General features: G+C 65.3%; 4 protein-coding genes and 1 pseudogene. All 5 read right to left on the reverse strand.

Going from position 1 to position 7,704, the window contains the following annotated elements; all coding sequences use genetic code 11:
• Nucleotides 1-140 precede the first annotated feature (140 nt).
• Entirely contained in the window at nucleotides 141-1,436 is a 1,296-nt protein-coding gene (gene murA / locus IVB47_RS23025; protein WP_247426415.1) for a UDP-N-acetylglucosamine 1-carboxyvinyltransferase, read from the reverse strand.
• Between the two features lie 268 nt (nucleotides 1,437-1,704).
• Complete coding sequence (gyrB, locus tag IVB47_RS23030) at nucleotides 1,705-4,140, reverse strand: DNA topoisomerase (ATP-hydrolyzing) subunit B (protein WP_027566101.1); 2,436 nt, start codon at nucleotides 4,138-4,140, stop codon at nucleotides 1,705-1,707.
• Nucleotides 4,141-4,421: 281 nt separating this feature from the next.
• Entirely contained in the window at nucleotides 4,422-6,590 is a 2,169-nt protein-coding gene (locus IVB47_RS23035) for a hypothetical protein (protein WP_247464546.1), read from the reverse strand.
• Nucleotides 6,591-6,716: 126 nt separating this feature from the next.
• On the reverse strand, nucleotides 6,717-7,454 hold the full coding sequence (locus tag IVB47_RS23040; RefSeq protein WP_247464547.1) for a hypothetical protein: 738 nt from the start codon (nucleotides 7,452-7,454) through the stop codon (nucleotides 6,717-6,719).
• Nucleotides 7,455-7,572: 118 nt separating this feature from the next.
• Nucleotides 7,573-7,704: pseudogene (locus IVB47_RS23045) on the reverse strand (DNA replication and repair protein RecF); the annotation flags it as partial.

The raw sequence follows: 7,704 nt of genomic DNA on the forward strand, positions 1-7,704 counted from the left end.
TACGGCCCTCAAGCAGCAGGACTCGCTGAAGCAACCCCTCATCCGGGGCCATAGCCGATGCGAAGCTTCGGCGTTCTTAAAAACGGCGGCGAAGGCCGCTTATGCCACCTTCTCCCACAAGGGGAGAAGGGAAGAAACTCTCAGCCCTTCCGTTCTGGCACGCGCCTGATCTTCGCGCCGAGCGCATTCAGCCGTTCGTCGATGCGCTCGTAGCCGCGCTCGATCTGGTCGGCGTTGTTGATCGTGGAGGTGCCCTCGGCGCAGACGGCCGCGAGCAGCATGGCCATTCCGGCGCGAATGTCGGGTGAGGTCATCGTCGCGCCGTGCAGCCGGCTTGGACCGGCGATGATGGCGCGATGCGGATCGCACAACACGATGCGCGCGCCCATCGCGATCAGCTTGTCGACGAAGAACATCCGCGATTCGAACATCTTCTCGAACATCAGGATCACGCCCTCGCATTGCGTGGCGGTGACGATCGCGATCGACATCAGATCGGCCGGGAAGGCCGGCCAGGGCTGGTCTTCCAGCTTCGGCACGTGGCCGCCAAAATCGTCCTGGATCTTCAGCGTCTGGTTCGAGGGCACGATGAGATCGTCGCCCTCGATGCGGCAGACGATGCCGAGCCGCTCGAATCCCATGCGGATCGAGCGCAGATGCTCGACGCCCGCGCGCACGATGCGAAGCGGCGAACGCGTCACGGCGGCAAGCCCGATCAGCGAGCCGACCTCGATATGGTCGGGCTGGATCCGGTAGGTCGCACCACCCAACGTCGCCGGACCATGCACGATCATGGTGTTGGTGCCGATGCCCTCGATCCCTGCGCCGAGCGCGACCAGGAAGTTGGCGAGGTCCTGCACATGCGGCTCGGACGCGGCGTTGCGCAAATAGGTGGTGCCTTCGGCGGCGACGGCTGCGACCAGCGCGTTCTCGGTCGCGGTCACGCTGGGCTCGTCCAGGAACACGTCGGCGCCGGTCAGTTTCGAAGCGCGGAATTCGAGCCGGTCGGTCGCGGTGACCTTGGCTCCCAATTGCTCGAGCGCGAGCACATGCGTGTCGAGCCTTCGGCGGCCGATGACGTCGCCGCCGGGCGGCGGCAGCATCACTTCGCCGCAGCGGGCGAGCAGGGGGCCCGCGAGCAGGATCGAGGCGCGGATGCGCACGCATAGCTCAGGATCGAGATCCGCGGCGCGGATGCTCTTGGCGTGAATATGAAGCGTGTTGCGGGCGGTCCATTCCGCCGCCGCGCCGACCGAGCGGATCAGCTCGACCAGCGTCTCGGTGTCGCGGATCCGCGGCACGTTTTCCAAGGTCACCGGATGCTCGGTGAGCAGGGCTGCCGCGATGATCGGCAGGGCCGCATTCTTGTTGCCGGAAGGCTCGATCGAGCCCGAGAGCCGGTGACCGCCCTCGACAATGTACTGGATGGGCGCCACGGGGTCTCTCGCTGTCGTGTTGAGTGGGGCGGGTTTTCGAGGCGGAAGCTACCGAGAATTGAGCGCGGGAGCAATTCTGCACTTGTTGCGAGGGCGGGGGGAGGTTCAGCCGAGGTGTCTCTACGTCATGGCCGGGCTGTCCCGGCCAATCCACGCCTTTGCCAGATGCACGGAGAACGTAGATGCCCGGCCTTCGCCTCGCCGAAGCGGCTTCGGCCGCGCAGGCGGGACAAGCCCGGGCATGACGACCGTCCAAAGCCATCCGATCTCAGATATCGATCGTCGCGCTCAGCGAATGTTCCTGGATGAAGTCGCGGCGCGGCTCAACCACGTCGCCCATCAGCTTGGTGAAGATGTCGTCGGCCTCGTCGACCTCCTTGACCTTCACCTGGAGCAGTGATCGCGCATTGACGTCCAGCGTCGTCTGCCAGAGCTGCTCCGGATTCATCTCGCCCAGCCCTTTGTAGCGCTGCAGCGAGACGCCCTTGCGGCCGGCGTCTGTGACGGCTTCGAACAGATCGACCGGGCCGTAGACCATGTGCTCGGTATCCTTGCGCCGCAGCTTGCCGGGGCGGGCATAAACGTCCTGGAGCTTGACCGTGTACTCGTCGAGCTTGCGGGCTTCGACCGAGCCCAGGAACGCGTCGTCGATGAGGGCGACGTCCTTGACGCCGCGCACCGTGCGCTCGAACTGGAAACCATGGCCTTCGACGTATTGACCGATCCAGCCGCGCTCGACCTCGTCGGCGAGCGTGTCGAGGCGGGCGGCGATGTATTGCGCGGCCGCGGCGGCTTTCTCCCGATCGCCGTAGATCGCCTTGTTGAGCACGCCGGTGATGGCAGCCTGCTCGATCACCTTGCGATTGTAGCGGGTGTGCAGGCTGCGCAGGACGCCGCGAACGGCACGGGCGTCGTCGACCAGCGAGCGCAGGTCGCGGCCGGTGCGATCGCCGCCGGTGCCGGGAATGTAGACGCAGTCGTCGAGTCCGGTATCGATCAGATAATCTTCCAGCGCCCGCTCGTCCTTCAGATATTGCTCGGACTTGCCGCGGTTGACCTTATAGAGCGGCGGCTGGGCGATGTAGAGATAGCCGCCGTCGATGATCTCGCGCATCTGCCGGTAGAAGAAAGTCAGCAGCAGCGTGCGGATGTGGGCGCCGTCGACGTCGGCGTCCGTCATCACGATGATCTTGTGATAGCGCAGCTTCTCGATCGAGAATTCGTCGCTGATGCCGGTGCCGAGCGCGGTGATCAGCGTGCCGATCTGCTCGCTGTGCAGCATCTTGTCGGGACGCACGCGTTCGACATTGAGGATCTTGCCGCGCAGCGGCAGCACGGCCTGGAATTCGCGGTTGCGGCCCTGCTTGGCGCTGCCGCCTGCCGAGTCACCCTCGACGATGAAGAGCTCGGATTTCGCCGGGTCCTTTTCCTGGCAGTCGGCGAGCTTGCCGGGCAGCGAGGAGACCGAGAGCGGGCTCTTGCGCGTCAGCTCGCGCGCTTTTCGCGCGGCTTCGCGGGCCGCGGCCGCCTGGATCACCTTGCCGACGATCATCTTGGCTTCGGAGGGATGCTCCTCGAACCAGGCCTGCAGCGCCTCGTTGAGCACGTTCTCGACCACGGGGCGCACTTCCGAGGACACCAGCTTGTCCTTGGTCTGCGACGAGAATTTTGGATCCGGCACCTTCACCGACAGCACAGCGGTGAGGCCTTCGCGGCAATCATCGCCGGTGAGCGCGATTTTCTCTTTTTTCGCGTTGGCCTCGGCATAGCCGTTGACCTGGCGCGTCAGCGCGCCGCGGAAACCGGCGAGATGGGTGCCGCCGTCGCGCTGCGGGATGTTGTTGGTGAAGCACAGCACGTTCTCGTGGTAGCTGTCGTTCCACCACAGCGCGGCCTCGACGCCGATGCCGTTGGCTTCCGCGCGCACCATGATCGGCGCCGGCACGATCGCCTTCTTGTTGCGGTCGAGATATTTGACGAATTCCTCGACGCCGCCGGAATAGTGCATCTCCTCGCGCTTCTCGACGGCGTGACGCATGTCGGAGAGAGCGATGTTGACGCCGGAGTTGAGGAAGGCGAGCTCGCGCAGCCGGTGCTCCAGCGTGGCGAAATCATACTCGATGTTCTTGAAGGTTTCCGTCGAGGCCTGGAACGTCACCTCGGTGCCACGCCTGCCGGGCGCATCGCCGACCACCTTGAGCGGCGCGACCGCATCGCCATGGGCGAATTCGATGTAGTGTTCCTTGTTGTCGCGCCAGATGCGCAAGCCGAGCTTGCTCGACAGCGCGTTGACGACGGAGACGCCGACGCCGTGCAGGCCGCCGGAAACCTTGTAGGAATTCTGGTCGAACTTACCGCCGGCATGGAGCTGGGTCATGATGACCTCGGCCGCCGAAATACCTTCGCCCTTATGGATGTCGACGGGAATGCCGCGGCCGTCGTCGCGCACGGTGACGGAATTGTCGGAATTGAGGATCACGTCGACTCGCGTGGCATGGCCCGCGAGCGCTTCGTCGATCGCGTTGTCGACGACCTCGTAGACCATATGATGCAGGCCCGAGCCGTCATCGGTGTCGCCGATATACATGCCCGGGCGCTTGCGTACGGCGTCGAGACCCTTGAGCACGCGGATCGATTCCGCCCCGTAATCGCTCGGATTTGAGGGTTCGTTTTCGGCAGGCGTCTGCCGAGCAGGTTCTGTCATGAGAGGCCTTCGAGATGTCGCCCGAATCAGCGGCGCAAAAGGCGCTGATATGCGGGCTATTTGTGCCACGAAAGACGGATTGCGCCTAGCGCAAAGTATCTCCTGGCAAGTCTTTGATTAGATGGGATTTTTCGGCCGATTTTCAAGGCCTTCGAAGGCCGATTCGGCGGCTTGGAAAAAGCGCGATTCGAGACGCGGTTTCGGGCTCTGGAAGGCGTGGATTTTTCGGGGAGGAGGGGCGTTCCGAGGCGCGTGGAACGCCCCCGGAACGGCCTTGCAGCTCAATACATCTGCAGCGGCAGCACATCTCCGCTTGGCCCCACCAGGAGGCCCCAGGCATCGCCGGCGGCCACGGTGAGGGTCTCGGTGCGAGCAGGGCGTCCCGGCAGACGCAGCGCGTACTGGTACTTGCCGGGCGGCAGATCGAGCATCGGACCCTTCGGCGATTGCGGACCGCCGGCGCCGGCCGCGATCTTCACGGTTTGATTGTTGATCGTCAGCGATGCTTCCTTCGATCCCATATTGCCGAGCATCAGCCTCGCCTGTCCCGCCTTCGGCATGATGTCGGCCTTGGCCGCGGCCTGCGGATTCCGCTGCATCAGGCTGACAATCGTCTCGTCCCTGGCGCGGCCAAGCTTCAGCACGGCCGGTCCCTGCGGCGAGGTGAACGCGAGCTCCGCCCGCTCGGCGGTCACGATCGCGCCGTCGGTCTTTTCCTGCCAGCCCCGCTTGGTCAGCTCCGTGCGATAGAACGCAAGGACCTCGCCAAGCTCGGCGGGAATGCTGGCTTCGAGCTCGGTCCGGAACGACTGGTCGCTGCCGGGGAATTTCGTGGAGCTTAATCCGGTCGAGCTGTGCTGCGTCGGCACGGGCAGCGTGGAATCGGGATCGAGCGTGAGCGGCTCCTTCGATTTGGCCTGGGCCGCCTTGGCTTGGGTCGATTTGGCCTCGACAGGCTTCGCCGCGGCGATGACCAGACCGGAGCCGTTGGCGCTAACGTTCACCTTCGGCCCCATCTGCATCACGGTCATCGAGATCGACTTGCCGCTCTTGGAGAATTCCATCACCGCCATGTTGGGCTGGTTGATGACGGAGGGCTGCTCCTTCCAGCCCGCCGGCTTGAGCGATGCGCGATAGAACGCGGCAAGCGCCTTCACGCTCGAGATCGAGGAGAATTCGAGCTGGCCCTCGTCGCCCTCGAATTTCACGCCTTCGGCGTTTTCGGGCAGCGGCACCGGCGTCTTGCTGTCGGCCAGCGCATTCAGCGGCGCGTCGGACAACGCGGCCGCCTGCACCTTGCGCCTTGCTTCGTCGGCAGTGATGAGCTGCTTGGCCGCACCTAACGCATCCCCAAGGAACTTCTCGTCCGCCTCTTTCTTCGCCTTGGCACGGGCGGCAAGCGCGGAGTCCTTCACCTGCGCGGTCAGGCTGACCATGGTGAAATCATATTTGCGGCCGAGCCGCAGCACGCCGGTTTCCTCCGCAGAAGAGATCTTGATCGCGACCTCGTCACCGGGTGCGAGCGGCGCGCTGCCGTCCTCCTGCCAGCCGCGCGCGGCGAGCTCGCGGTGATAGAAGGCGAGCACGGCCGGCAACTCGGCCATCGCGGCGGCCGACATTTCGCGCTTGTTGTCGCTCGCGCCGCCGAGGCCCCTGGCCGTCTTGGTCGGGCTTGGCCGCGGCAGGCCGGCCAGATCACTATCGGCCTTGAGCTCGGTGGGCAGCGCGAAGGGTGCGACCCGGATATCGACATGGGTGCGGCCGTCGTCGCGGCGCGTCAGCGTCAGCATCACCGGCTTCTGCTGATAGAAGCCGGTCTCCTTGCTATCGGCGTGCGCGTAGAACGCGCGCAGGCCGTCGGGAACGGTTTCATTCAGGCCGGTGGTCCAGCGCGCAGCGGTTTCCGGTGTGAGCTTCTGCCAGCCGATCGCAGCCATCTGGCTGGCATAGAAATCCGACGTCGCATCGAGCGTCGTCGGTGCGACGCAGCCGAGATAGGGCCTCGTCCCGTCGAACACGATGTCGCTTGCACCTTCCGGAAACGGCACGTTGCCGTAGATCCGGTCGGTGGTGTAGTAAACCACGGACTGGTCGGGCCGGCCGGGCGCCTGCGTGAAATGAACCGAAAGGCCCTGTCGTCCCTTCCTGAACTTCAGCAGCGTGCTTTTCTCCTCAAGCGGCATCACATAGGGCACCCAGCCGTTGTCGCTCAGGAGCTTTTGGACGGCGGGCAGTGTCACGGCCTGCCGCGTCGGCACGCGATATTCGACGCGATAGGGATCGGGGCGCGAAATGTCTTCCACCGCACCTTCGAGCTGCGGCAGCGCGTGGACGTCGACGATGCCCTCGTCGGCGCCGGCCGCGATCGAGCAGCTCGCCATCAGGAAGAGACCGCATGCAAGCAGCCGCCATCGTGCCGGGACTTGCATCCCGCGCGGGATCATCGCCATCGTTACGTCTCCAGGATGCCGCGCGGCGCTTTGGCGCGCGCGATTGCAACGGCCGCAACGCCGTCGGCGGGGCCTCAGACCAGAAGTCGCGGCAGGAACCGGGCAGGTTCAAAGATCCCGGACTGGTCAATAGAGCTGGAGCGGCGACCATGCCTCGCCGTCGCGCCCGACGGTGAGCTCCCAGGCGTCGCCGGCCGCGACGGTGAGGATGTTGGTGTGGGCCGGACGGCCGGGCACGCCCAGTTCGTAGGAATATTTGCCGGGCGCCAGATCCAGCGATACGGCATTAGCGCCGGCGGCGCGCTTGATGGTCCGCGCGTCGATCCCGAGCACCGCTTCCGTCTCGCCGATGTTGCTGAACACCAGCTTCGCCTGGCCCGGTTCGGGCATGACGTTCGCCCTGGTTGCAGTATCCGAGTTCTTCTGCACGAGATGGACCAAGGTGCTGCTGTCCTTGCGGCCGAGCTCCAGCATGGCCGGCCCGAGCGGAGAGACGAACGCGAGCCGGACGTGATCGGCGGAGACGACGGCGCCATCGTGCTGCTCCTGCCAGCCCAGCTTTCCGAGCTCCGTGCGGTAGAAGGCGAGGACGTCGCTGAGCTCGGCCGGCACGGTGGCTTCGAGCTTGACGCGAAGCGGCGCTTCGACGCCCCGCATCAGTGTGGTGTGGATTCCCCGAAAGCTGTAGCGGGTCGGTGCGGGTAGCTTGGCATCGGGATCGGGTATGAGATCGGCCGAAAATAGCGGCTGCGGCATCCAGGCGCCGGCGCTTGCCGCGAGCATGCACGTCGCGAGCAAGACGAGGCCGCACGCAAACGCCTGCCATCGTGCCGGGACTCGCGCCCCGGACCTTGCCGCCCGCATCTCACTCTCCAGGGTTCGCGCGTGATGTCATTGCGCGATTGCAAATCGGCCGCGACGCCGTCGGCGCCGCCTCCGGCAACTAGTCGCGGCGGAAATGGGGCCGGTTCAACGGCTGCGACTACCGCCGAGCCGATACCTGTCCGCTTTCGACGTCAAAGATCTCGCCCCCGGCGCCGATCTCGGCGAAGGCGGCGGGGTCTGCGCCGGTCAGCCACACCTGCGCGCCGAGCTTGCGCAGCTCGTCGAACAG

The sequence above is a fragment of the Bradyrhizobium sp. 62 genome (assembly GCF_023073035.1).
Lineage (GTDB): Bacteria > Pseudomonadota > Alphaproteobacteria > Rhizobiales > Xanthobacteraceae > Bradyrhizobium.

Excerpts from the sequence above, each read along its gene's own strand:
- gyrB (WP_027566101.1), bottom strand. The coding sequence starts at position 4,140 with ATGACAGAACCTGCTCGGCAGACGCCTGCCGAAAACGAACCCTCAAAT.
- IVB47_RS23035 (WP_247464546.1), bottom strand. The coding sequence starts at position 6,590 with ATGGCGATGATCCCGCGCGGGATGCAAGTCCCGGCACGATGGCGGCTG.
- IVB47_RS23040 (WP_247464547.1), bottom strand. The coding sequence starts at position 7,454 with ATGCGGGCGGCAAGGTCCGGGGCGCGAGTCCCGGCACGATGGCAGGCG.